22 protein-coding genes are annotated in these 22,499 nt (G+C 65.8%); 18 read left to right on the top strand and 4 right to left on the bottom strand.

Going from position 1 to position 22,499, the window contains the following annotated elements; genetic code table 11:
- Positions 1–2 precede the first annotated feature (2 nt).
- Together ACESMY_RS15615 and ACESMY_RS15610 are read left to right on the top strand one after the other, a co-directional pair.
- Entirely contained in the window at positions 3–416 is a 414-nt protein-coding gene (locus ACESMY_RS15615) for a hypothetical protein (RefSeq protein WP_372785537.1), read from the top strand.
- Positions 392–760 carry a RadC family protein gene (locus tag ACESMY_RS15610; protein ID WP_372785536.1) on the top strand — a complete coding sequence of 123 codons (369 nt, stop codon included), beginning with the start codon at positions 392–394 and terminating at the stop codon, positions 758–760. The genes ACESMY_RS15615 and ACESMY_RS15610 overlap by 25 nt, the downstream gene beginning before the upstream one ends.
- Positions 761–931: 171 nt before the next feature.
- Here ACESMY_RS15610 and ACESMY_RS15605 read toward each other — a convergent pair whose 3' ends face one another.
- Positions 932–1,486, bottom strand: coding sequence for a lipocalin family protein (locus ACESMY_RS15605; protein WP_372785535.1), 555 nt, complete (start codon positions 1,484–1,486; stop codon positions 932–934).
- A gap of 69 nt (positions 1,487–1,555) precedes the next feature.
- Here ACESMY_RS15605 and ACESMY_RS15600 point away from each other — a divergent pair, with 69 nt between their 5' ends.
- Complete coding sequence (locus ACESMY_RS15600; protein WP_372785534.1) at positions 1,556–2,776, top strand: NnrS family protein; 1,221 nt, start codon at positions 1,556–1,558, stop codon at positions 2,774–2,776.
- Between the two features lie 58 nt (positions 2,777–2,834).
- On the opposite strand, the gene ACESMY_RS15595 is transcribed toward ACESMY_RS15600, so the two are convergent.
- Entirely contained in the window at positions 2,835–5,138 is a 2,304-nt protein-coding gene (locus ACESMY_RS15595; RefSeq protein WP_372785533.1) for a nitric-oxide reductase large subunit, read from the bottom strand.
- Between the two features lie 162 nt (positions 5,139–5,300).
- Here ACESMY_RS15595 and ACESMY_RS15590 point away from each other — a divergent pair, with 162 nt between their 5' ends.
- From ACESMY_RS15590 to ACESMY_RS15570, 5 genes are all read left to right on the top strand, one after another.
- Positions 5,301–5,621 (top strand): JAB domain-containing protein, encoded by a 321-nt coding sequence (locus ACESMY_RS15590; RefSeq protein ID WP_372785532.1) that lies wholly within the window; start codon positions 5,301–5,303, stop codon positions 5,619–5,621.
- A 124-nt stretch (positions 5,622–5,745) separates the two neighbouring features.
- Complete coding sequence (locus ACESMY_RS15585) at positions 5,746–6,630, top strand: ArdC family protein (RefSeq protein WP_372785531.1); 885 nt, start codon at positions 5,746–5,748, stop codon at positions 6,628–6,630.
- 87 nt (positions 6,631–6,717) lie between these two features.
- Complete coding sequence (locus tag ACESMY_RS15580) at positions 6,718–7,314, top strand: DUF6088 family protein (RefSeq protein WP_372785530.1); 597 nt, start codon at positions 6,718–6,720, stop codon at positions 7,312–7,314.
- Positions 7,307–8,272, top strand: coding sequence for a nucleotidyl transferase AbiEii/AbiGii toxin family protein (locus ACESMY_RS15575; RefSeq protein WP_372785529.1), 966 nt, complete (start codon positions 7,307–7,309; stop codon positions 8,270–8,272). The genes ACESMY_RS15580 and ACESMY_RS15575 overlap by 8 nt, the downstream gene beginning before the upstream one ends.
- Positions 8,273–8,617: 345 nt before the next feature.
- On the top strand, positions 8,618–9,550 hold the full coding sequence (locus tag ACESMY_RS15570) for a DUF2493 domain-containing protein (protein WP_372785528.1): 933 nt from the start codon (positions 8,618–8,620) through the stop codon (positions 9,548–9,550).
- A 48-nt stretch (positions 9,551–9,598) separates the two neighbouring features.
- On the opposite strand, the gene ACESMY_RS15565 is transcribed toward ACESMY_RS15570, so the two are convergent.
- Positions 9,599–10,258 (bottom strand): hypothetical protein, encoded by a 660-nt coding sequence (locus ACESMY_RS15565; protein ID WP_372785527.1) that lies wholly within the window; start codon positions 10,256–10,258, stop codon positions 9,599–9,601.
- A gap of 448 nt (positions 10,259–10,706) precedes the next feature.
- Between ACESMY_RS15565 and ACESMY_RS15560 the strand changes: the two genes are divergently transcribed.
- The 8 genes from ACESMY_RS15560 to ACESMY_RS15525 all read left to right on the top strand — a co-directional run bounded on the left by ACESMY_RS15560 (position 10,707) and on the right by ACESMY_RS15525 (position 18,422).
- The gene (locus tag ACESMY_RS15560; protein WP_372785526.1) at positions 10,707–10,928 is read left to right on the top strand and encodes a hypothetical protein; all 222 of its coding nucleotides are present in this window, start codon (positions 10,707–10,709) and stop codon (positions 10,926–10,928) included.
- An 853-nt stretch (positions 10,929–11,781) separates the two neighbouring features.
- Positions 11,782–12,147 carry a single-stranded DNA-binding protein gene (locus ACESMY_RS15555; RefSeq protein WP_372785525.1) on the top strand — a complete coding sequence of 122 codons (366 nt, stop codon included), beginning with the start codon at positions 11,782–11,784 and terminating at the stop codon, positions 12,145–12,147.
- Between the two features lie 145 nt (positions 12,148–12,292).
- Positions 12,293–13,099, top strand: coding sequence for a type IV toxin-antitoxin system AbiEi family antitoxin domain-containing protein (locus ACESMY_RS15550; protein ID WP_372785524.1), 807 nt, complete (start codon positions 12,293–12,295; stop codon positions 13,097–13,099).
- 165 nt (positions 13,100–13,264) lie between these two features.
- Positions 13,265–14,230, top strand: coding sequence for a replication initiator protein A (locus ACESMY_RS15545; RefSeq protein WP_372785523.1), 966 nt, complete (start codon positions 13,265–13,267; stop codon positions 14,228–14,230).
- A 309-nt stretch (positions 14,231–14,539) separates the two neighbouring features.
- The gene (locus tag ACESMY_RS15540) at positions 14,540–15,745 is read left to right on the top strand and encodes an AAA family ATPase (protein WP_372785522.1); all 1,206 of its coding nucleotides are present in this window, start codon (positions 14,540–14,542) and stop codon (positions 15,743–15,745) included.
- A 12-nt stretch (positions 15,746–15,757) separates the two neighbouring features.
- Entirely contained in the window at positions 15,758–16,789 is a 1,032-nt protein-coding gene (locus ACESMY_RS15535; RefSeq protein ID WP_372785521.1) for a ParB/RepB/Spo0J family partition protein, read from the top strand.
- 278 nt (positions 16,790–17,067) lie between these two features.
- The gene (locus ACESMY_RS15530) at positions 17,068–17,574 is read left to right on the top strand and encodes a S26 family signal peptidase (protein WP_372785520.1); all 507 of its coding nucleotides are present in this window, start codon (positions 17,068–17,070) and stop codon (positions 17,572–17,574) included.
- Positions 17,574–18,422, top strand: a complete 849-nt coding sequence (locus ACESMY_RS15525; protein ID WP_372785519.1) for a cell wall hydrolase — start codon at positions 17,574–17,576, stop codon at positions 18,420–18,422. The genes ACESMY_RS15530 and ACESMY_RS15525 overlap by 1 nt, the downstream gene beginning before the upstream one ends.
- Here the strand turns inward: ACESMY_RS15525 and ACESMY_RS15520 are convergent, their stop codons facing one another.
- Positions 18,423–19,127, bottom strand: a complete 705-nt coding sequence (locus ACESMY_RS15520; RefSeq protein WP_372785518.1) for a hypothetical protein — start codon at positions 19,125–19,127, stop codon at positions 18,423–18,425.
- Between the two features lie 235 nt (positions 19,128–19,362).
- On the opposite strand from ACESMY_RS15520, the gene mobQ reads away from it, so the two are divergent.
- Both mobQ and ACESMY_RS15510 read left to right on the top strand, forming a co-directional pair.
- Positions 19,363–20,859 (top strand): MobQ family relaxase, encoded by a 1,497-nt coding sequence (gene mobQ, locus ACESMY_RS15515; RefSeq protein ID WP_372785517.1) that lies wholly within the window; start codon positions 19,363–19,365, stop codon positions 20,857–20,859.
- A gap of 15 nt (positions 20,860–20,874) precedes the next feature.
- The coding region (locus tag ACESMY_RS15510) for a type IV secretory system conjugative DNA transfer family protein (protein ID WP_372785516.1) at positions 20,875–22,499 on the top strand (1,625 nt) is incomplete at its 3' end.

Here is a 22,499-nt window from a genome sequence, read left to right as displayed (position 1 = left end):
CCATGTCCAAGCTCTCCCCTCATCGTCAGGCACCCGATCTCTTCGGCGACCTTCCAGGCGTTGGCGAGGTGGCCGCGCGCTGTGCCGGCCCCTCGCGCGCCGTCACTTCGACCGCATCGCTTCGGGCAAGAGCCGAAGCCGGCGGTCTTGCTGCTCTCAACGATGCTGAGACGCTCGAACTCCTGCTCTCGCGGTCCATGCCTTGCGGCGCTGCGGCCAACGCCGCGGCGCTGCTGGGCCGTTTTGGCTGTCTGCGAAGGGTCCTGGCCGCCGACTTCGCCGCTCTGTGCAAGATCGTCGACGCCGGCGTCGCTCTCGACCTGCAGCTGATCTACGACGCCACTCGCCGCCTCGCCGCCTCGCCGCGTCGGAGCTGCTGGGACGCTCGGTCATGTCCTCGTGGTCAGTCCTTATAAGCTACCTGAAACTAACTATGGCTCACTACGAACGCGAGGCGTTCCGGGTGCTCTTCCTCGACAAACGGAACCAGCTAATCACGGACGAGATCATGAATCACGGCACCGTCGATCATGCCCCCGTTTATCCGCGGGAGGTCATACGCCGGGCGCTGGAGCTGTCGGCCAGCGCCTTGATCCTGGTGCACAATCATCCATCCGGCGACCAGACGCCGTCGGCGGCGGACGTCGAGATGACGAGAAAGGTCGTCGACGCTGCCCGGACCCTGGGCATCGCAGTGCATGACCACATGATTGTCGGGCGAACAGACGTCGCCAGCTTCAAGGCGTTGGGACTTTTGTGACAGCCGCGGGCCCGCGTCGATCATGTGGGCATGTCGCCAGGCTCAATAGCTGGAGTTACGAACTGGTCGCGAGTGACGACAGCCACTATCTTGATTGCGCTCGACCAACCTTACCGCTGACGATTGAATTCGTTGTTTTCGCCGGAGCAGCCATCGCCCGTAGGGCGATTCCTAGTGCGCGGTCAGGCGGATAAGGCGCACGTCGTAGCCGAGCGTCTTCACCCGGCTCAGAAGAATATCTCGCGTTGCGGCGTCGGGCTTGGCGGCCCGGGTCAGGATCCACAGATAGCGGCCGGAAGGCTCGCCGACGATCGACCAGCTATAGTCGTCGGCGTGATCGAGCACCCAGTAGTCGCCGAAGAAAGGTCCGAAGAACGAGACCTTGAGCTTGGCGTCTTGCGATCCCGCCACCAGCTTGGCGCGGCCCTTGGCGACCTTCAGCGGTCCGCCGACAAACCCTTTGTGGCAACTGTTTAGGACCTCGATCATGCCGTTTGGCAGAGCGCGATAGGCCGCGGTTACGGCGTCGCAGTTGCGTTCGAACCGGTTTTCGTAGCGCGCCATTTCATACCAAAGGCCGGCGTAGCGCTTCAGATCGACGGGTTTGGCGGGTTGCGGCACGGCGGGGTTCCCCACGGGACCAGCCGTTATCGAGGCGCAGGCGGCCAGGCTCATGGCGGCGAGGGAGATCAGGGCCAGAGCGGCGAGCGGGCGATGGGACTTCATAGCTCCACAATAGCCTCCCCTCGCCTTGGTTCCGCGCGCCTTCTTGGCCGGCCCCGCCGACACGGATTGATGAGCATCAAGGCGCTTGGCCAAGATCGGGCTCATGGCGTCGCCATGTCCACCGCCGCCACCCGTCGCCCTTACGCCGGCCCAGCCCTTTTCAGCTTCGGCTTCCGCCCCTTCTTCCTGTTGGGCGCACTATGGAGCGCCCTGGTCGTTCCCATGTGGCTCTCCAGCTTCTTGCACGGTGGCCCGGAAGCCTTCACCCGCGACTGGCATGTCCATGAAATGATCTTCGGGTTCCTGGCCGCCGTCATGGCTGGGTTCCTGACGACGGCTATCCCCAACTGGACGGGCCGCATGCCGGTCATCGGCGCGCCGCTGGGCGGCCTAGTCGCACTATGGGTGGCGGGGCGCGCCTCCATGCTCTACGCGCCAGTCCTCGGTCCCCTCGCTTCCGTCATCGACAGCGCCTTCCTGGTCGCCTTTGCCGCCATCGTCTGGCGCGAGGTGCTGGCCGGCCGGAACTGGCGCAACCTTCCAGTCTGCGTCCTGGTCAGTCTCTTTGCCTTGGCAAATGTGGCGTTCCACTTGCGGCAGACGAACGGCCTTAACGACTTCGGTGTGCGGCTCGCCCTAGGCTCGGCCTGCGTGTTGATCACCCTGATCGGCGGGCGCCTCACGCCTAGCTTCACGCGCAACTGGTTGCATGCCCGCAAGATCCTCCGGGAGCCCGCCGCCGCGTCGATCTTTGACACCGGGGTGGTGATCCTGACCGGCCTCGCAGCAGCAGCCTGGGTCGCCTTTCCCGATGTCCTGCTCACGGGCGCTGCCTTGTTGGGCGCGGGTGCGGCCAATCTCTTCCGGCTGGCGCGCTGGCGCGGCTGGGCTGCGGCGCGCGAGCCCCTCGTCTGGATCCTGCATCTGGGCTACGGCTGGCTCGCGACAGGCCTTCTCCTGCTGGGCGCGGCAGTCCTTGATCCGGCGCTCGTGCCGCTCACCGCCGGGATCCACGCTGTGACGGTGGGCGCGGTCGGCGTCATGACGCTGGCCGTTATGACCCGGGCAACGCGCGGCCATACTGGCCGTCCGCTCACAGCAGGTGGCGCGACGACCATGATCTACTTGGCGATTAATCTCGCTGCGCTGCTACGCGTCGCCGCGCCGTTCACCGGCGCGGCCCACGCCTGGCTGCTCTCTGCGTCGGGCCTGGCCTGGACATGCGCGTTTGCGGGCTTCGCCATCGTTTACGGCCGCATGCTCACGACGGCCAAGCCGCTCACCTCTTGATCTGGGCAGGAGGTGCCTTCGGCGACAGACAAGACGTGAACGGCCGCCCCCCGCAGGCCTACTTGCCGGGCGCGAGCTTCGGCGCAGCGGTCGCGCGCGATGACCACAGGGCTTGGACCAGGAAGGCCGCGAACGCGAACACGCCGACGCTGAACACCAGATCGCCCGGCACCCTCACCCAGACCAGGAACTGCATGGCCGGGCTGTGGATGAACTCGGCGCTGCGCGCGTAGGCGTAGCTCTCGGTGAAGCTGGCATAGGTCTGCAACAGGCCCTGGGGCGCCAGCGACAGGAACACCATCATGCCCAGCCCGATGTTCAGCGACCAGAAGCTGATGGCGAGCAACCGGTTGTTCCAGCGCGTCGGGTCGGTCAGGCCGCGCAGGCAGAACAGCACCAGCCCCAGCCCGAGCATCCCATAGACGCCGAACAGCGCGGCGTGGGCGTGGGTGGCCGTCATGTTCATCCCCTGCATGTAATAGAGCGCCAGGGGCGGGTTGATCATGAACCCGAAAAGGCCGGCCCCGATCAGGTTCCAGACGAGTACCGCCGCGAAGAACATGAACGGCCAGTGGTAGGCCTTCTGCCAGTCCGAAACCGCCGAATGCTGCGCGCGGCTGTAGGCCTCAAATCCCACGACGACGAGGGGCACAACCTCAAGCGCAGAGAACACGCTGCCCAGCGCGATGACGCCGGTCGGCGTGCCGCTGAAGTAGAGGTGGTGGAACGTGCCCAACACCCCGCCGCCTAGAAAGATCAGGGTCGCGAACAACACTGAGGTCGTGGCCACGGACACCCGCAGCAGACCCATGCGTACGAACAGCGCCGCGACGATCGCGGTGGCAAAGACCTCGAATACGCCCTCGACCCACAGGTGGACGACCCACCAGCGCCAGTACTCCATGATCGAGATGTGCGTGTGCTGGCCATAGGCGAGCCCCGCACCGAACAGCAATCCAATCGAGACCGTCGACAGCACCACCAGGTAGAGCAGCGACTTGGTCTCCTTGGCCTTCATCGCAGGCCACATGGCGCGCAGCACCAGGACGACCCAGAGCAGCAGGCCGACGAACAAGTAGACCTGCCAGAAGCGGCCGAGGTCGAGATATTCGTAGCCCTGATCGCCGAACCAGAAATTGAGATTCAGGTCAGGGATGAAGCGGTTGATCGCCAGCCATTCGCCGGCAAACGAGCCCACGACGATGATCAGCAGGCTGACCCAGAGAAAATTGACCCCGAACACCTGCCACTTCGGATCACGACCCCCGAGCAGCGGCGCGACATAGAGGCCGGTGGCCAGCCAGGCTGTGGCGATCCACAGCACCGCCAGCTGGGTGTGCCAGGTGCGGGTGACGGCGTAGGGGAAATAATCCGCCAGAGGCAGGCCATAGAAGCCTTGGCCTTCCACGGCATAGTGGGCGGTGACGATGCCGAGCCCGATCTGGGCGACGAACAGAGCGACCACCACGATGAAGTATTTGAGGGTCGCGCGCATGGAGGGCGTGATCACCGCCCCGACCATGAAGTCGGCCGTCGAGAACCCGCCCTCGGGGATGCCATTTTGACGCCAGACGTCGAACTCGCGGGCGTAGTACCAGACCAGCGCACCGATGCTTGCCAGCAGCACGAAGATCGAGATGAACGTCCACATGAAGACGCCGCCGGTCGGCGTATTGCCCACCAGCGGCTCGTGCGGCCAATTGCTGGTGTAGGTGAAGGTCTCGCCGGGCCGGTTGGTCGTCGCCGACCACGCGGTCCAGAAATAGAAGGCATCGACGTCGCGCGCCTCCGTCGCCGAGATCGTCCCGTGCACTGGCAGGGCGTATTGCACTCTCAGCGACCTTCCCTGCGGAGAGCCGCCCTGCAGGAGATCTGAGAAGTGCGTGGCGACCAAGGCCATGGCCTCCGCGCGCGGCGCGCTCACGGTGATGACACCTGTCGCGGGATTGTAGGTGTTGGTGCGCATCTCCTGACGCAGCATGGCCTGGAGGCGCGCTTGTTCCGGCGCCGCCAGGGTCGCATAGGCGCCTCGACCTTCATCGCGGGCGAGGATGTCCAGAAGAGCGACTGCTTCGCGATGCAGCCAGTCCGCGCTCCAGTCAGGAGCGACATAGCTGCCATGGCCCCAGATCGAGCCCTGCTCCATGCCCCCCATCGACTGCCACACGTTCTGGCCGTGCTCGATATCCGCGCTCGTGTAGAGGACCTGACCTGCTTGGGTCGTCACCGCCACGGGGATCGGCGGCTTGGTCTGATATATTTGCTGTCCGAAATAAATCAGCGCGCCGAACATCACGATCATTGTGATTGCGAAAATAATCCACAACCGCTTGACGCTGAACTCGCGCGAATAATCTGACATGTGGCCCGCCTATATATGGTTTATACCACACGTTGCCGTGCGGTCATTTACGCTTCCGGCGCTTCTAGCGATGAGCCGACATCTACACGTTTTGGCGTTTGAATGCCGAGACGCTCGCGGCGATCATCATGGCTTGGCTGCCGCCTCGAGCTTGATCGCTAGGTGCGGACTGCGCCCCACGATCTCATTGCCGCAGCTTTGCTTCGCCCGCTTTGCGCTAGATCAAGGTCAAGGCGGTGTTTCCGGTCTGGTGTGAACAACGATCCGACTGGCCCACGGGACGGCCACTTTTTGCGGGCTCCCAATCGTAAGTTGCCAACCAGATTCCTCCCGGACACTGCGTCGAAGACGCCGTCGATTGCGGACGTCGAGATGACGAGGAAGGTCGTCGAAGGCGCGAGGACCCTGGGCATCGCGGTGCATGACCACATGGTCGTCGGGCGAACAGACGTCGCCAGTTTCAAGGCTTTAGGACTGATCTAGCCATTCCGTCGCAACTGAGCCCGCCGCACCGGGTCGGCCGGCTGAGCCGGAAAGGACAAAGGTAGGGACCGAAAGTGTTGAGCGATCCGGGAAAAGCCCCGGCGCAAAAACCCCTGAGGATGCCATGACCAATCCCCTTGAGCCGATGATGGCCGATCTCATCGCGCGTATCGAACGCGGTGTTCCGCCCTGGAGGCAGGCGTGGGTCGGCTGCACCGATCCCAGGCTGCCGCTGCGCTCCGACGGCCAGCCCTTCACCGGCAGCAATGCCTGGCTGCTGTCGTTCGCCGGCGCCGTGGGCGGCTACGCCTCGCCCTACTGGTTGACCTTCCGTCAGGCGCTGAGCATCGGGGCGCCGGTCAAGAAGGGGGCTAAGAGCGCGCCGGCGATCCTCTACAAGACCCGCGTTCTCGACGGCGGTGAGGCCGCGGCGTCCGAGGACGATCCGAGGGTGCTGCACTACCTGAAGGCCTACGCGGTTTTCAACGCAGAGCAGCTGAACGATTGCCCGGAGCCCTACCTTCGGGCTCCGAAGATCGATCCCGCCGTTCGGGCCGCGGCGCGCAGCGCGTTGCTGGACGCCATTCCTGCCAAGATCGAACTCGGCGGCGGCGTGGCCTGCTACAACCGCGCCCGCGACGTCATCTGTCTGCCGGCGCCCGAGGCGTTCGACACGGTCGACGACTACCAGGCGACCTTCGCCCATGAGGCCGTCCATTGGAGTGGAGCGCCGCATCGGCTGAACCGGGAGTTCGGGGCAAGGTTCGGCGACGAGGCCTACGCTTTCGAGGAGCTGGTGGCCGAGATCGGGGCGGCGGCGTTGGGCTTGCGGATCGGCCTGCGCCCTCAGCTTTTGGATGGCCATGCGGCCTATCTGGCCCACTGGGCGTCGATCTTGAAGGAGCGGCCGGCGGCGTTGCTGGAGGCTTCAGGCCACGCGCAGCGGGCGGTCGACCACTTGGAAGCCTTCAGCCGCGTGGATGCGGTCGCCACATCCCTGGCGGCGTGAGTTCGGTCAGCCGTGAAAACCATTCCCTAACTCGCGGGTTGCTAACTGTCAGAAGCGATCCTATGTTTTCTGACAATAAGGTGACCCATGCAACGATTGACGGAAGAGATTCTCGAACACAGCCGCACCGTGCCGGAGGGCGCGTTGCTGACCGCCAAGGGCTTGTTGCACCTGGGCCAGCGCGCGGCTGTCGACCAGGCGCTGTCGCGGCTCGCCCGGCGGGGCAAACTGCTGCGCGCCGGGCGTGGCCTCTATGTCCGGCCCGTCGAGAGCCGCTTTGGGGCTCGCGCGCCCACCACGGAAAAGGTCGTGGCGGGCCTGGCCGAGCTGCGCGGCGAAACTGTCGCGTCGCACGGCGCCACGGCGGCCAATGCCCTGGGCCTGACCTCGCAAGTGCCCGTGCGCAGCGTCTATCTGACCTCGGGTCCGAACCGGAAGCTGCGGCTCGGCCGCCAATCGGTCGAAATGCGGCACGCTCCGGCCTGGCAACTCGTGCTGGCCGGGCGGCCCGGAGGTGAGATCCTGCGCGCCCTGGCGTGGCTTGGCCCCTCGAAGGCCGAGGCTGCAATGCTTACCCTGCGGCGCACCCTCCCCGCCTCGGATTTTCAGGCGCTAGCCAAGGCCGCGCCTCTGCTTCCGACCTGGCTCGCGCAGCAGGTGAGCCAGTCGTTCGCCCATGTCTGAGGCCTTCCTTGCACTTTCGGCCGACGAGCGGCGTGAAGCCTTGGCGGTCGCCGCGTCCGCGTCCGGGCGGCCGGCGCACCTGTTAGAGAAAGACATCTGGGTCGTCTGGGCGCTCGACGCCCTGTTCTCGTCGCCGCTTGGCGAGCATCTGGTCTTCAAAGGTGGAACATCGCTGTCGAAGGCCTACGGCGTGATCCGGCGGTTCTCCGAAGACGTCGATCTTACCTATGACATCCGCGCGCTCGCGCCGGACCTGGTGGGAGAGACCGGCGACGCCCTGCCGGCGTCACGCGGCGAAGAGCGGCGCTGGACCAAGGCGGTCGGCCAGCGGCTCCCGCAATGGGTGCAGGATCACGTCCTGCCAACCCTCCAGGCCAGATTTGTGGTCGACGGGGCGCCCGCGCGGTTGCGGCTCGAAGGCGAGAAGGTCTTTGTCGAATACGAACCTCTGGCTACCGGCTCGGGCTATGTCGCGCCGGCAGTCATGCTGGAGTTTGGCGCCCGGTCCACGGGCGAACCCAGCGCGCTGCACGACGTCGTCTGCGACGCCGCCGGACTCGTCGAAGGCGTGGTCTTTCCAACCGCAAGTCCAATGGTGATGCGGGCTGAGCGCACCTTCTGGGAGAAGGCGACGGCCATCCACGTCTTCTGCGCCCAGGGCCGGCTGCGCGGTGACCGTTTCGCTCGGCATTGGCATGACCTGGCGCGGCTCGATGATGCGGGTTTGCCGAAGCTGCCATCGCCGACCAGGCGCTGGCCCAGGCGGTCGCCGATCACAAGGCCATGTTCTTCGTCGAAAAGGACGCGGGCAAGATGGTCATCGACTATCAGGCGGCCGTGCATGGCGCGATCCATCTGGCGCCGGACGGCGAAGCCCGCGCCGTCCTCGGGGCAGACTATGAGGCCATGGTCGCTGACGGCCTGCTGTTCGATGACGCCGAACCCTTCGATCAGCTGATGGCCCATTGCCTGGAGCTTGAGGGCCGCATCAATGCGGCCACGCACACCGCCCCATAGGGGCCGGTGTTGGCGGCGCGTCAGCACCTGGAGGTCCGGGGTCTTTCGACGCAGGCCTTTTCTGGCCCTTCGTGGACACCTTGGCCTGCCCGACGTGCGCGAAATCCACACGAGACACAGCTGCGTGGCGGTCTGAAGCCCTTTGGCTCTTGAGACCTCGCCACCGTCCGAGGCCCCCCACAAGGGACGCTGCGCTCAAAGCCCTTGTGGGGGGCCTCGGGCCGTCGGCGCGAGACGGTCGTCGAGCCGACAGGCTCCACACCCCACTCCGAAAGGATGTCTCGCAATGCAGTTTTCTCCACACGCTCCACTGACCGGCCCGATGACCCACTTCGAGGCCCAGGCCCTGACCCTCGACGACCCCCGCCCTCATCCTCACGAAGAGGCGCTTATCCAACTCGGCCACGCCCTGATGAACGAGGTGCTCGATGTCTTCATCGACACGGCCCTGGAGGATTTCCAGGCAATCGCTTCGGAGAGCCTGATCGGGGCCTTCCATTCGGCGGCGCAACGGATCGAACGCGAAGCCGACCGCACCAGGGATGACCTCAACCGACTGACCCGGGACTTCGACGGCTCGGAGATCGCTGACACCGAACTCCAGACCGCTACCCGCAAGGCCCGCGCTGCAGATGTCGCCACCATGGCCCTCGAATTCGTCCGAGACGCCGCAGCGGCCAGTTATACGACGGCGACCGGTGAGGTCTGGAGCCCCTGGAAGGGCAACGTCCGAGCATCGCGGACAACTGCGGCACAGATCGAGGCCCGGGATATCATCCGCTCAGCCAAGGCCCGAAAGCACTCCGCCGCCGACCCCGGGGCGACCATCATCGCCTTCCGTGGATCGCCGCTCGCAGACACCGCAGAGGACGCTGGCCGCATCTTCGATGCTCTCAACTGGGCTCGCGAGCAGTGGCCGGAAATGGCCCTGGCCACGACCGGCGCCAAGGGCGCCGAGAAGCTGGCGATCAAGTGGGCGAAGTCCAAGAACGTGACCCTAGTCCTGGCCAAGGCCGATTTTGACCGTCACGGACGGGCCGCCCCGTTCCGGGCCAACGACGAGATGCTCGAACTCGATCCGGTCTGCGTCCTGACTCTGGCCAATACGCTCAACGCCGAGCGCGGCGCGGGTCTGCAACCCTTCGGGCCGGCTCTCAATCTCGGACAAAAGGCCGGCGACAAGGGCGTGCGCCACGTCGTCATCCGAACGCGGGCATAGGCGCCTGTCTGCGGCGGCCCATGGCCGCCGCAGATCGTCGGTCAGGGATTATCGGGCGCCTCGGTTATCACCGAGCCACAATCTGATTGGCTCTCTGTCGACCTGCTTCGCGTTCGCATCCTTCATCCGCTTGCGATCGGTGATGAAGCTCCGAAGCCGGTTGTCGCCATGAACCAGTCCATTGCTCACCGCCACATGGATTCCGTCCAACCTTGGCGGGGTGATGGGCTCTGTGGAAAACCAAGCGCTGTACATATCTGCTGGCACGCACAGCACTTTGAACGGCGCCGCCGAGCGATGGAGTTGCTCGATGACCCCGTCTCGAACGGCCGGAATATCGAAGTCCATGCAAATCAGGAGTCCAACCGCCAGGTCATGGCTTTCGTAGATGGTCGGCTGTTCTCGCCTCGGTGACGGCGAGGAGCCGGGGCGTCCATCATTGCCGACCTTGAGATAGTCGATCTGGTTGCGGCCTTGATGCCAGATCACCCCTCGCATGAAACCCTTCGTGGAGATCGCGCCGGCGATGATGGCGTCTGGACAACGGGCGACTGCCTGGTCGATTTCGTGCTGGCTGACACGTTCGGGAAAGACGATCAGGTCGGGTGTTGCAGTGCCGAGCTGATCAGCCGAGAGGCCACACCAAAGCTCCGTCGCGGCTACCCGCGCGGCGTCTGGACGGGCGGCATCCTTGCGCATGTCGCTCATCGGTGAAGGTCCATTCTGTGTTTTCGGGCCAGTGCTTGACCGCCTCATACCCGCATATCAGCGAGATCGACCTCCACCTAAATCCCGTCGAAAGGCAGCGGCGCATGGGTTCCGCAAGGGGGCGCCCAAGGCGCTGAGGTTGTCAGGGGTCTGGCTGTGGTGATCCGCATGTTGGCGCCAGCACCAAGCCGTCAGTCGTCTCCCGGGTTGGGCGCTGCGGGGCGAGCTCGTCCGCGATCAAACTCACGAACCTAGGACGGGACGGTCAGGGTCAAAGGCGACCTCGCCTGAGCGAGGCGAACCCCTGCGGATCCTCCGACCTTCGCTGCGCTGCAGGCCGGTTTCCACGGGGATTCGACCTTTGGCCCCTCCCTTTCACCTGCCCTGGGCGGTCGCGAGATCGCGGGAACGAGCCCGCAGATCCGGCAGCGCAAGAGGGAGACGAAAGATGGTCAGCATGGGGATGGCTCAAGCGGTTTATCAACACGCCCACGACTTCTACGACACCGGCAGCTGGTATGTGGTCGCCGAATGCTGGGACCTTCTGGCCATCGCCGAGGAGCTGGACCGTCAGGAGGAGATCAGCGCGATCCCCTTCGAGCTCGACACGGCCGCTATCGCCCACTTCCACCAGATGATCCACGCGCGGACGGAGAGCACGCGTCACTAGCCCAACTAAACGCCCGCTTCGGCGGGCGCCCCTCCCCTCCCCTTCCGCCGCGAGGCGGCGGGTGTCGACCCTTGCTCAGGCACGCCCGGCGGAACAGGCGCCGAACGAAGTCCAAGCCCTAGTGCCAGGTGGGCCGGCGGCTACTCAGGCTTGGGGTTGGTGATTCGTTCCGCAGAGCGCGCCAGTCGGTGCTCAGCGCGGTCAGTTTTCATGGAAAACTGATGCCGATTCCGAGCCCGCGACGCCCAGCGCCCGACGGGCGGGGCGAGGCTGGTGGGAAGGGGTTCGTCGATCAATCACCGCATGATCGATGTTGACCCTCGTCGGCGAGCGCATCCAGCCGTTGTTCGGTGCGATGGTGTCGCTGCAGATCCCCTTCCGCGTCGGCGGATCCTGCGGCAGGCTGTCGTCTTGTCGCCAAATCCGACTTGTTTCTCTGGTCGGTCATGGCCCTGGTCCCCTGGCGGTTACGCCCCTCCCCTTCCAGCTTCAGGTGGACCGTGTGACGCGCGGTCCTGCTCTTGCCTTTGCCGATGGCGGGTTTGGGCCGGTGTCCTTGATTGTGGTGGGTTCAGCTCGGTCTCCAGCGCCTTGGAGGAGCCCGGGCCGGCTGCGGTCCGCGCGATCAATCTCGCCAACCTAGGGCGGGGCGATCCAGGTCAAAGCCGACCCCGCTGGCGCGAGGCGGGCGGGTGCGGACCCTCCGGCCTTCCTTCGCTGTCGCTTCGTGCAGACCGGTTTCCAACCCGCCCGGGCTTTGTCCTGGACCGTTTCCCCGCCCTTGCAGGTCGCGTGATCGCGGCAGGGACCGCGAGCCGCCGGGGCTTTTCTTGGCGGCAGATGGAGAAAGACGATGCTGAACAAGGTCCAACTCATCGGTTTTACCGGCGCCGAAGCGGAAATCCGCACCACGGCGGGCGGCAAGAAGGTCGCAACGCTGCGGGTTGCCACCAGCCGCTACACGAAGAAGGAAGGCACGCGGAAGGACTACACGACGTGGCACCAGGTCGAGATCTGGAACCAGGGCACGGTCGGTTGGCTCGAAAGCCGTGGCCTGCCGAAGGGCTCCAAGGTCTTCGTTGAGGGTGAGACGCGGCACGACCGCTACACCGACAAGGACGGCCAGGAACGCTTCTTCTCCAAGGTCGTGGTCGCCACGCCGCGGCATGAGCTGAAGTCCCTCGATCGCCAGGAAGCCGCTGTCTCCGAGGCAGCCTAAAGCCAACAGCCCGTCCGGTTCGCCGGGCGGGCTTCGGCTCTGGTTCGGAATCGGCGTAAGTCGCTCACCTTGAGTTGGCGAATTCGACGCTTGTCAAACTCGGTGGGTTTACAATGTCGTTAAAGCGCGCACTGTGGGTTGGCGAATGGACGGAAAACTAAACCAACTTCAGCGCCTTTTGCCCGATGGCCTCCTGGCGGACGCCCGCTGGCTGCAGCGCCATGGCTACTCACGAAGCCTGGTGGCCAAGTATGTCAAAAACGGCTGGCTTCAGGCGCCCGTCCGAGGGGCCTATCAGCGCGCGGGCGACACATCCGACCAGGCCCTCTCGGCCATAGCGGTCGTCTTGTCGCTCCAGCGGCTGCGCCCTCCCCTCCTCGCGATCTGTGGCCGGACGGCTTTGGAGTTGCTGGGGCTCGGCCACTATGGCGCTCCTGACGGGCCGACCCCGTTCCACCTCTGCGGCCGCGCGCCGCCGCCGGTCTGGGCCCGCAGGCTCCTGGGGCCCCGGCTGGTCTATCACCGGCCTACCTTGTTCACGGCCGACCCGCTTCTTGCCGACGATCCGCAAGCCGGCGGGTTCGAGCGACACTTCACCCACCCTTCGGCGGGGGGGCTGGAGACCCAGCTCATCATCTCGACGCCAGAGCGAGCCCTGCTGGAGGTTTTGGACCTCGTCCCGCAGGTCGCCTCCTTCCACGAGGCCGACGTCCTGATGCAGGGCCTGTCCTCGCTCAGCCCACGGCGCCTCTATGCGCTTCTGGCCGACTGTCGCAGCGTTAAGGTCAAGCGCCTCGCGCTGTGGTTCGCCGATCGCCACGGCCATGCCTGGGCGAGCCGCCTGGAACGCGGCGCCATCGACCTTGGCAGCGGCAAGCGCGTCCTTGCGCCCGGCGGGCGCCTCGACAGCACCTACAACATCACCGTGCCGCGCGAGATGGGGGACGTATGACTACCGTCGTCCTCTCAGGCCCACAGAACCACGTCGGCAGGGCGCCTGAAGGCGCTGGTCGGGCGAGGCCCGTGGCGGGCGTTTTCGAAGAAGTTGCCAATTGGCAACTTCTGGGGTCAAGGCCCCTGCCCTTCCCCAAGATCGTCTCGCGTGGTGGGGTTGGTGATGTCTAAGCGCGCGATTCGACAGCAGGAGTTCGATCTGTTCGTCCCTCGGATGAACAGCCTGCCGTTGAAGGATCAGCGCGAGGTCATGGAGCGGCCGTTCTTTTCGCTGTCCAAGCGCAAGCGCCTGAAGCCGATCGAATACACCAGCCCCGACGGCGAGGTCTGGGTCCACGTCAGCGCCAATCCCGCTTTCGGCATCGCCACCATCTGGGACGCCGACATCCTGATCTGGGCGACCTCACGCATCAATCAGATGCGGGAGGCCGGCGAGAACGACCTGCCCCGGACCCTGCACACCACGACCTATGATCTGCTCAAGGCGATCAAGCGCGACACGGGCGGCAAGGGCTATCGGGAACTCCAGGCCGCCCTTCAGCGGCTGGAGGCGACGACCATCCAGACCTCGATCCGTGGGACCAAGCGCAACACCAAAGCGCAGTTTGGCTGGCTCGACGAATGGATGCTGGAGTCGGACGCTGTCACCGGCGCCCCGAAGGGCCTGACCCTCACCTTGTCCAACTGGGTCTATGAGGGGGTCATCAAGGATCGGTCGCTGCTGACCCTCCACGCTGACTATTTCGCGCTCTCCGGCGGTGTCGAGCGGGCCATCTATCGGATCGCCCGCAAGCACGCCGGCGATCAGGCGTCGGGCTGGACGTGCCGGGTTAGCGTGCTGCACGAAAAGACCGGCAGTGAGAGCCCGCTGAAGCAGTTCAACTACCTGCTCAAGCGGATCGTCGCCGCCAACGACCTGCCCGAATACGACGTCAGTTTCGTCAACGCCGCGGACAACTCGCCGGCCGTCCACTTCATCCGCCGTGACGCCGTCGAGCGCGCCGCGCTTAAGGCGGATCTGGCGCGCCTGGCCGCTGATTCGGAGCGCCGAGCCCGCGAGGATGCCCGCGCGCTCGCCGTCGATGGCATGTTTGAGAAGCGCAAGGTCCCACCCTCGGGGGATCGGTGACCTATTCCACGGGGGAACGGTGACCCGAGACACGGGGTATCAGTGACCTTCGGCTCGGGGTATTGGTGACCGAGGCTTTTCAGAAACCCCTGTATCGTATGGGTTTCCTGAGCATTTCGCGGCCTCTAACTCTGTCTAACTTTGTCCCTAAGAAATTCTCTAACGGGGCGCGGCGGACAGGCTGGCTTGCCGTCGCTTTGAACCATGAGGGTTCAAGCTCGGCGCGCTGTTAACTCATTCTTCATTGTATCTGACCGAAAACTTGGCAAATTCCAGCTATCTCGTTGGATATTTGCAAAGGAGGAGGCCATGGCGAAACTTGCACTCGCGGAAAGTGCGGCCTCGGGACCCGTCCTCCTCGACGCCATGACCGCGCTCAGCGACCGGGCCCATGACGTCATCACCCGGCTGCGGGCCACAGTGTTCGCGCCCGGTGAAGAGAAGATCGTCGATCTGCGGTTCACGATCACCAAGGCCGCCGAGATGGTGGGCCGGACCTCTGAAGCGATCCGCCAGGCCGAGGCCGATGGCCGCCTCCCCGCCCCCAGGCTTAGCGCCTCGAGGCGGCGGGAAGGCTACAGCCTGGCCGAGATCAACCATATGCGTGATGTCTTTGGGACCCGGCCACGTCGTGGGTCCGAGGATCCGCCGATCGTCCTGGCGGTTCAGAACTTCAAGGGCGGCGTCGGCAAGAGCACCCTCACCTGTCATGTGGCGCAGTACCTCGCGCTCAAGGGCTACCGGGTCGCGGTGATCGATTGCGATAGCCAGGCGAGCACCACGACCATCTTCGGGTTCAATCCCGACATCGATATCGACGACGAGGAGACCCTCCTCCCCTTCTTCCGTCACGGCGGAGAACCGGACCTCAAGTATGGCCTGCGGGCTACCGCTTGGCCGGGCATTGATCTGATCCCCGCGAACCTCGGGCTATACCAGGCGGAATATGAGGCGGCGGCGCGTCTTCGCGGTAATCCGGACGCCCTGGATCGCCTGCGTCGCGGCGTCGAGGGTATGGCCGTCGACTATGACGTGGTCCTACTGGATCCGCCGCCGGCGCTGGGGATGCTGTCGCTGGCGGTATTGCGCGCCGCCAACGCCCTTTTGATCCCGACGCCGCCTTCGACCGTGGACTTTGCCTCGACCGCCCACTTCCTGCGGATGATCGTGGAGACCCTGGAGGTCATGCAGAACCATCTAGGCGCGCGGGGCTATCATTTCCTCCGCGTCGTCGCGACCAAGGTCGATGAGGGCAAGAGCGCCCACACCCAGATCCGCGACATGATGGAGGCGGTGTTTGGCGCCGACATGCTGTCGGCCTCGCTGCTCGACTCCGCCGAGATCGACAATGCCAATGTGCAGCTGCGCACCGTCTATGAGCTGACGGGTCCGGCGACGAAGACCTATGAGCGCTGCCGAAACAACCTCGACCGCCTGAATGGCGAGATCGAGCTTCTGATCCGCAAGGCGTGGCCCAGCCATAGGCCGGACCTTCGCCGGCTGGGCTTAGGGTAGGGGAGGGCGGTCATGGCATCCACCACAGGCAAGAACCGCTCGATCCTCGCGGGCCTGGTGGCCCCAGCGGTCACTGAAACCCCGACGCTGGAGCGCGGGGCGCCCGCAACCGAGCGCTTGACCACGCGGCTGACCGGGCTTGCCCGTGTCACAGCCGGCGACATCAAGGAAAAGACGCTCAAGCTGGTCGATCCGGCCCGATGCCGGATGTGGGAGCGGCACAATCGCCGCTACGACCTCCTCAACGAGAGCGTCTGCGGCGATCTCCTTGAGAGCCTTCGCTCCCAGGGGGAGCAGGAGTTTCCCGCGATCGTGCGGCGGGTCGAGCGCGACCCGGACTACGATTTCGAGGTCATTTGTGGCGCACGCCGCCACTGGGCGGTCAGCTACCTCAAGAATGTCGAGCATCGCGATATCCGCTACCTCGTCGAGGAGCGCGAACTCACCGATGAGCAGGCCTTCCGTCTCGCCGATGTCGAGAACCGGTCACGCAAGGACATCAGCGACTACGAGCGGGCCCTGGACTACCGCCACGCCGTTGAAACCTTCTACGGCGGCACCGCACAGCGGATGGCCGAGCGGCTGGAAGTGCCAAAGGCCTGGCTGTCGCGCTTTCTCGACCTCGCCAAGCTGCCGACCGACGTCGTCGAGGCCTTCGGCGATGTGCGGCAGCTCCGCGAGAACCATGCCCGCGAGATCAAACCCCTCCTGGCTGACGGTGCGTCGCGCCCTCGGGTGATGGCCGAGGCCAAGCGCCTGGGGGTTCAGCAAGCGGAAATGATCGCCAAAGGCCAGGGTCCTTTGGACGCCCCGAAGGTCCTGGCGCTCCTGAAACGCGCCGCGGCTGGTGACGCGAAACCTGCGGCCAAGGCGGGCAAGCCGGTCACGGCGGTGATCAACGCAGCGGGCGCGACCCTGTTCACCCTGGCGCGCAAGGGGTCGAAGAAGGTGGTCCTGGAACTGGCGCTTGATGCCGACGCCAGCAACGCGGATTTCGCCGAGGCCTTCCAGCGCGAGCTGCTCCGGATGCGGCCCAAGGGCTGAAGTTGCCAATTGGCAACTTCGGGATTCCGGCCCCTAAGCGGGTGCCTCGTCCCCTCCAATGTCGCCGAGTTGCCAATTGGCAACTTCTGCAAATCGTCGGGGTATCAGTGACCGGCCGGTGCGCCCGAGAGGGCGTCCGAAGCCCACAAACACCGGGCATGAGCCACATCTTGGCCTGAAGCGCTGACGAGCCTGTGGCTCGGTTGCGAGCGCGAAGGCAAGGCCAAGTCATCATGAGAAAATCGTCCGTCCGCCCGGCGAGGGGGCTGACCCCCGCCTTGGCGGCGTGGGCGATTCTTCCTGTCGCCGCAGCGGCGGTCCTCGGCGCCAGCCTGCCGCAGCCGGCGCTCCTCTGGAACCGCAGCCCAAGCGAGCCTTTGGGGCTCTATGTCCGCACCCTGGGCCCTCCCGCGCGTGGCGCGATCATCGCTTTTCAGGCGCCCGCGCCGGCCTTTCCCTACGCCGATGGGCAGATGGATTACCTGCGCCGGATTCCAATCCTGAAGGCGATTGCCGCCGGGGAGGGCGATCACGTCTGCACCGATGGCGGGGCGCTGACGATCAACGGGGTCCGTCGTGCGCCGGTGCTCACCCATGACAGCCGGGGTGTGGGTCTGCCCCGTTGGGCCGGTTGCCGCGCGCTGGCGCGCGGCGAGTTCTTCGTGTTCTCGACACGCATCCCGAACAGCTTCGACAGCCGCTATTTCGGGCCGGTGACGACGCGCGAGATCCTCGGCGTCTTCCGGCCGCTGAGCCCCTCAACCCACTCCTCTGGAGACCGATGATGGATCCAGCGGCCCTTGCTGCTCTTTGCGCCCTGCTGACCCGGGGCGAGACGGCTCAGCCCGTCCCAACCGGCGTGAACTGTCCAGGGGTGTATGCCCCCGCCACGCCGTTTGCGGGCGCCACTCCGCCCGCCCGGTCCCTGGCCACGCTGGTCTCCTCGCCCGAGGCCCGGGAGGCCATCGCGCGGGTCGCCTATGCCGAGGCCGCGAACCAGGGCGACAGTGGCCTGGCGGGCGTCGTCTACACGATCATCAACCGCCTCGCCGATGGCCGTTGGGGCGGGTCGGTCGAGGCAGTCGTCAACGCTCGGCGCCAGTTCGAGCCGGTGATGCGTGCGGGGGGCAGCTGGCGCAGCCTGCCCACGGTTTCGGAGGCCCGGCAGGCGCGGATCGACACCATCATCAACCTGGCCCTGGAGGGCCGGTTACCCGACCCCACCAATGGCGCCAGGTTCTTCCAGAATCCGCAGATCGTGGCCGGACGGGCTGCCCGCGGCGAGGTCTCGGCCGGCTTGGTGAACTTCGGGGGCGCCCCGCCTTCGGCAGTGATTGGCGCGCATAGCTTCTATGTGGAAGCGGGCAGGGGAGGGGGCTCGACGCCTGGCGCCGGGCGGTCGGCCGCGGCGCCTCGTGGCCGTGCGGCATCCGACCCTTGGCAGTCCGCCGGCGGCGCGATCTTCGCGGGCGAGAACCGTGCCCTCGTGGCGCCTGTCGCTGCCGCCGTGGCGGCGCCTACGGAGACTCCGGACGGGGCAGGCGAGGGCGGTGATCGCCGGCCTCAACCGGCGGATGGCGCCCGAGCGATCTTCGTTCGGCAGGACGGGACCGTGACTGCGTGGCGGCAGTGATCACGCGGCCTGCCAGGAACCATCGAGGTCGGCATAGTCCGCATCGACGTCGCTGGGCAGCAAGCTCGTGACCGGCTCGTCGGCCATCGCCGACTGCGCCATCAGATCGAAGTCTGGGAGGGTCGCACCTTCGGCCTGGAGGGCGCTCTCGGGGCTCTCTTCAACGTCGCCTCCGGGGCGCAGCGATAGCGGCACATTGCCCAGCAGCTCGCGCACGGTGAGGCGGTCGCGGATGCCTTCGACGCGACGGTCGATGATGTCGACCAGGCGTGCGAGGAGCTCGGCGTCACCGGCCAGGAGATCGTCGCCGGCTTCGGCCAATAGCGCGCCGCCGATGATGATTTTGGCGCGGGTTTCCCGCTTGCGCTGGTTGATCGACCACAGGGCTTCTAGCCGTTCGACGCGGGCCTTGAGCACCAGGAAACGCTGCTCGTCGTCCGCGATATCTTCGAGCGGCGTGGCGTGGCGGCGGCGATGCACGCCGTCATGGCCGGCATCGCGAAGCGCGTTTTCCAGCTCGTCCAATCGGAGCTTCAGCGCGTCTTCTTCTGAGACCCGCCGACCCTGCTCGCGGTCTTCGGTCCGGGCGATCCAAAGCTCGCGCCGTTGCTCCTTCTGCGCCTCGGTTCGCGGGCGATATTTCGACGGGCGAGTGTTTCTTCGACGCTTATCGACCGTAGTCATGGCGAACACCGTGGTTGTCATAAAAGCCCCTAACGGCCGAAACCTATCAATAACGCCCGTCATGGTCTATCCATGGCAGAACAGTAATTACGGACAATGGCGCAGTTACGGGTCGTTTGGGCTACGCCCATCGACCCCCGCGGTCAGGCTCCGCCCGACACCCTCGAACCCCAGATCGGCCTGCGCCGGCCGAGGGTTCGAGCCAAGGGCCGGGGCCCTTAGCGATCCGACCGCCAGGCGGTCAAAGGGGGTTAGCGTGGCTCAGTACCGTTTGGCAGTTCAGACCATCCAGCGCGCTGCCGGTCGTTCGGCCGTGGCCGCTGCCGCCTACCGGTCAGGTGACCGGCTGGTCGATGATCGCCTGGCGATGGAGTTCGATTTCGGGGCGAAGGCCGACATCGAATTTGCTGCGATCATGACGCCGACGGACGCGCCGGCCGCCTACCAGGATCGTCAAATATTGTGGAACGCGGCCGAGGCGGCGGAGCGCCGCAAGGACGCCGTGCCCGCGAGGGAGTTGCTGCTTTCCCTGCCCCATGAACTCGACTTCCACCAACGCCGCGAGCTGGTCCGTGACTTCGTTTCAGAACACTTGGTGGGGCAGGGGATGATCGCTGATGTGGCGATGCACCGGCCCGGAAAAGAGGGCGATCAGCGCAATTTCCACGCCCATGTGCTGGTCACGACGCGCTCTGTCGGACCCTCGGGGTTCGGGCGAAAGCCGCCGGAATGGTGGAGCCCGCAGGCGGTGCGTAAGTGGCGCGCGGCGTGGGCCGAAACGCAGAACCAGCACCTGCGTCGGCACCTTGGCCCAGACGCCCCGCAGGTCTCGCATCGGTCCCTCGCCGAGCGGGGTGTTGATCGCGAGCCGGGCGTCCACCTTGGACCCACGGCTTCGGCCTTGGAGCGCAAGAACATCGCCTCTGAACGGGGCGAGCAGAACCGCGACACGGCCGCCCATAACCGCAAGCGGGCTGAGCTTCGGCGGGACTTTCAGGAGACCGCCGATCGGCTTGTTGAAGCCGTGCCCCTGATCTCGGTTCCGGTCGCCAAACTGGTCAAGGAGGCCGAGCAGATGCGGGTGCGCATGGTCGCCGAGCGGGATGGCTGGGCCGCTGAGCGGGCAGGCTTGGGTGGGCCGAAGATCGAGACCGCCGGCCAGATAGAACGGGCCCTGACGGCGGAGGCGGCGCGTGAGCGCGCGGTTGCCAAGGCGCGGCTCGCCCGCGTCGAAGGGCGCGTCGCCGGGGTGCGGTCCAAGCGGTTGAACCTGGTCCAATGGGTGCGCAATCCGGCCCGGATGATCTGGGCGAAACACGCCGAGCTGAACGCTATTGCACGGGCGCGCTCGGCGCTCCGGCAGGCTGACCTGCAGCTTGAGGTTCGCGCGGCCTGGGCGCGTTCGCCGCAGGGCCAGGCCTATGTGGCGGCGCGCCGGGGCCCGCAGCTGGAAACCGCCGCCGATGTCGCTCGTCGCAAGCGGACCCTGGAGCGCAAAGTTAAACGCGCGGACAAGCGGATCGCGGGCGCCACGCGGACGTTCAACGACCTGCGGGTTGCCCAGGCGTTGGGGCAGGGCGAGCTTCGTGTGCCGGCCAAGGTCCCCGACGAAACCCGCTTCATCCGCGACATCGGCGGCCCTGCGCGGGAGGCGGTGATGGGCTTCCCGGCGCCAGCCCGTCAACAGGCCGTCGAGCGGCTCAACCGAGGACTGGGGCGCGTCATCGGACGTGGCTTCATTCCGGGCCTTTAGGGCGGCGGAGGGACCATGAACGGTTTAACACGCGCCTCGATCATCCTGCCTTTGGCGGCCCTGTCGATCCTTCTTGGCCTGACGCTGGCCACCCAGATGGTGGCGCAGACCTACGGCTATCCGCGCGAGTTCGGGGCCGGCGCCTTCGACCTCGGTGCGGTGCGGGTCTACGCGCCCTGGTCATTCGCCGGCTGGTACATGCGCTTCCAGCCAAGCTACCCGAAGCCGTTCGATCTGGCGGGCCTGGCGGGTTTGGCCGTCGCGATGGGGCCCGTGATGGCGGCGGCGCTGCTGACCCGCCGATCGCAGCGTGAACCCAAGGCTTTTGGCCGGGACGCCTGGGCCGACGTCGATGACGTGCGGCGCGCCAAACTCTTTGGCCCGGGCGGACAATCCAGCGGTCAGATCAGCGGCCGCGTGCTCGGCCGTTTCAACGGTCGATACCTGACCTATGGCGGGATCGAGCACGCGATCATCGTAGGCGCCTCGCGGAGCGGGAAGGGGGCCGGGCATGTGGTCCCGACCCTGATCGCCTGGCCGCACAGCGCCTTCATCTATGATCGCAAGGGCGAGCTTTGGCACATCACCGCCGATCACCGGAAGACGTTCAGTCACGTCTTCTATTTCTCCCCGACCGACCCCAACACCGTCCGGTGGAATCCGCTGTTCGAGGTCCGCAAGGGGCCGATGGAGATCGCCGATATCCAGAACGTGGTCGGGATCCTGGTCGATCCCTTGGGCCGCAAGGCCGGCGACCTGAACTTCTGGGACCAGAGCGCGACGGACTTCTTCACCGCGATCATCCTGCACGTCCTCTACAGCGAGGAGGACACCAAGAAGAACCTGGCCCATGTCCGCCGGCTGCTGATCAACATCGAACCGACTCTGCACGCGATGATGAACACCCAGCATCGCTGGCGGCCGAACTATCAGGCAGCCGACGGGCTCGCGCGCGACGCCGAGGGCGCGCCGATCCCAGAGATCCACCCCGAGGTCCTGCTGGGGGCGACAGCGCTCTCGACCATGGACGAGCGCGTGAAATCCAACGTCCTGGCTACTTGCCGAGCTTCACTGTCGCTGTGGGCGGATCCTTTGGTGGAGTACGCGACCAGCTGGTCGGACTTCTCCATCGGCGACCTGGTCTGCTCCGAGGCGCCGGTGTCCTTCTACATCATCACGCCGCAGGCCCATGCCGACCGCCTGGCCTTCCTGGTGCGGGTGTTCACGCGCCAGACCATCAACAGCCTGATGGAGCACGAGCACTTCGACAGCCGTCGCCGGCGCAAGCTGCACCGGCTCCTGCTGCTGCTCGACGAATTTCCGAAGCTCGGCAGTCTTCCGTTCCTGGAAAACGCCATGGGCGAGATGGCCGGCTACGGGATCACCGCCCACCTGATCTGCCAGAGCTTCAATGACGTCTTCTCCAAGTACGGGGACAAGACGCCGCTGTTCGACAACATGCACATCACCGCCTGCTTCGCGACCTCGGAGCCGACCAGCATCGACAAGGTGACGCGCCGGGCGGGCAAGGCGCTGGAGATGCGCGAAAGTTACAGCGATCCGCGCAGCCTTTTTGGGCGCGCGAACCGCTCGACCTCCCAGTCGGAGCAGCAGCGCTACATCCTCTCCGAGGAGGACGT

The organism is Phenylobacterium sp. (assembly GCF_041691455.1).
Classification (GTDB): Bacteria; Pseudomonadota; Alphaproteobacteria; order Caulobacterales; family Caulobacteraceae; genus Phenylobacterium.
This window is presented reverse-complemented; position numbering and strand designations above follow the sequence as displayed.

Excerpts from the sequence above, each read along its gene's own strand:
- ACESMY_RS15615 (WP_372785537.1), top strand. The coding sequence starts at position 3 with ATGTCCAAGCTCTCCCCTCATCGTCAGGCACCCGATCTCTTCGGCGAC.
- ACESMY_RS15610 (WP_372785536.1), top strand. The coding sequence starts at position 392 with ATGTCCTCGTGGTCAGTCCTTATAAGCTACCTGAAACTAACTATGGCT.
- ACESMY_RS15605 (WP_372785535.1), bottom strand. The coding sequence starts at position 1,486 with ATGAAGTCCCATCGCCCGCTCGCCGCTCTGGCCCTGATCTCCCTCGCC.
- ACESMY_RS15600 (WP_372785534.1), top strand. The coding sequence starts at position 1,556 with ATGAGCATCAAGGCGCTTGGCCAAGATCGGGCTCATGGCGTCGCCATG.
- ACESMY_RS15595 (WP_372785533.1), bottom strand. The coding sequence starts at position 5,138 with ATGTCAGATTATTCGCGCGAGTTCAGCGTCAAGCGGTTGTGGATTATT.
- ACESMY_RS15585 (WP_372785531.1), top strand. The coding sequence starts at position 5,746 with ATGACCAATCCCCTTGAGCCGATGATGGCCGATCTCATCGCGCGTATC.
- ACESMY_RS15580 (WP_372785530.1), top strand. The coding sequence starts at position 6,718 with ATGCAACGATTGACGGAAGAGATTCTCGAACACAGCCGCACCGTGCCG.
- ACESMY_RS15575 (WP_372785529.1), top strand. The coding sequence starts at position 7,307 with ATGTCTGAGGCCTTCCTTGCACTTTCGGCCGACGAGCGGCGTGAAGCC.
- ACESMY_RS15570 (WP_372785528.1), top strand. The coding sequence starts at position 8,618 with ATGCAGTTTTCTCCACACGCTCCACTGACCGGCCCGATGACCCACTTC.
- ACESMY_RS15565 (WP_372785527.1), bottom strand. The coding sequence starts at position 10,258 with ATGAGCGACATGCGCAAGGATGCCGCCCGTCCAGACGCCGCGCGGGTA.
- ACESMY_RS15560 (WP_372785526.1), top strand. The coding sequence starts at position 10,707 with ATGGTCAGCATGGGGATGGCTCAAGCGGTTTATCAACACGCCCACGAC.
- ACESMY_RS15555 (WP_372785525.1), top strand. The coding sequence starts at position 11,782 with ATGCTGAACAAGGTCCAACTCATCGGTTTTACCGGCGCCGAAGCGGAA.
- ACESMY_RS15550 (WP_372785524.1), top strand. The coding sequence starts at position 12,293 with ATGGACGGAAAACTAAACCAACTTCAGCGCCTTTTGCCCGATGGCCTC.
- ACESMY_RS15545 (WP_372785523.1), top strand. The coding sequence starts at position 13,265 with ATGTCTAAGCGCGCGATTCGACAGCAGGAGTTCGATCTGTTCGTCCCT.
- ACESMY_RS15540 (WP_372785522.1), top strand. The coding sequence starts at position 14,540 with ATGGCGAAACTTGCACTCGCGGAAAGTGCGGCCTCGGGACCCGTCCTC.
- ACESMY_RS15535 (WP_372785521.1), top strand. The coding sequence starts at position 15,758 with ATGGCATCCACCACAGGCAAGAACCGCTCGATCCTCGCGGGCCTGGTG.
- ACESMY_RS15525 (WP_372785519.1), top strand. The coding sequence starts at position 17,574 with ATGGATCCAGCGGCCCTTGCTGCTCTTTGCGCCCTGCTGACCCGGGGC.
- ACESMY_RS15520 (WP_372785518.1), bottom strand. The coding sequence starts at position 19,127 with ATGACAACCACGGTGTTCGCCATGACTACGGTCGATAAGCGTCGAAGA.